Genomic DNA, 716 nt, shown 5'->3' with positions numbered 1-716 from the left:
AATGAATTTGACGCTGAATTAACAGCTTCGCTTATTGTTGCCTTAGATGATGACACTATTGACGTTAATGGCTTTACTGCAAGGCGATTAGAGTCATTACTATCGAGCGTGAAAGCTATTAATAAGCGTGCGATTGATAGCGCTTTTACGTTGTTAATAGGCGAAATGCGAGAGCATGCCTTGTATGAAGCGGGTTATTATTCCTCATTATTCGATGCTTTATTACCTGATGCTGTTCTACGCCAATATCCGCTTATGGGTATTACAGAGGAGATGTTGTTTTCCTCAGCAATGTCTCGTCCATTTCAAGGGAAATTACTGTCTGAGTGGGCTGCTGGATTAGAATCTGACCGCATGACACGCATAAACAATGCTGTTCGCAATGGTTATTTAAATGGCGATAGTGCGCTAGAGATTGGGCGTAAAATCAGAGGTCATGCAAATCAAGGCTATAAAGATGGTGCCTTACAACTTAGTAGAGCTAACGTAACAACGATAGCGAAGACGGCAATCAGTCACTTACAAGCGACAGCAAGAGAACAATTTGCTGAAGCTAATAAAGATATCCTTGACTGCAAACAGTGGCTATCCACTCTCGATAATAAAACCTCCCATGATTGCATTGTCCGGGATAGGCTGAAGTATACTCTGGAAGGTAAACCAATAGGACACAAAATCCCCTATCTACAAGGTCCCGGTAAAATCCATTTTAATTG

At 41.5% G+C, this 716-nt stretch carries 1 protein-coding gene; it reads left to right on the top strand.

Annotated features, from left to right (window positions below; genetic code table 11):
• The coding region (locus PROVALCAL_RS15200; protein WP_006660207.1) for a structural protein at positions 1–716 on the top strand (716 nt) is incomplete at both ends.

It is taken from the genome of Providencia alcalifaciens DSM 30120 (assembly GCF_000173415.1).
GTDB classification, from domain to species: Bacteria; Pseudomonadota; Gammaproteobacteria; order Enterobacterales; family Enterobacteriaceae; genus Providencia; species Providencia alcalifaciens.
Note: the sequence above shows the minus strand (reverse complement) of the source record. Positions and strands in the feature narration are given on the sequence as shown.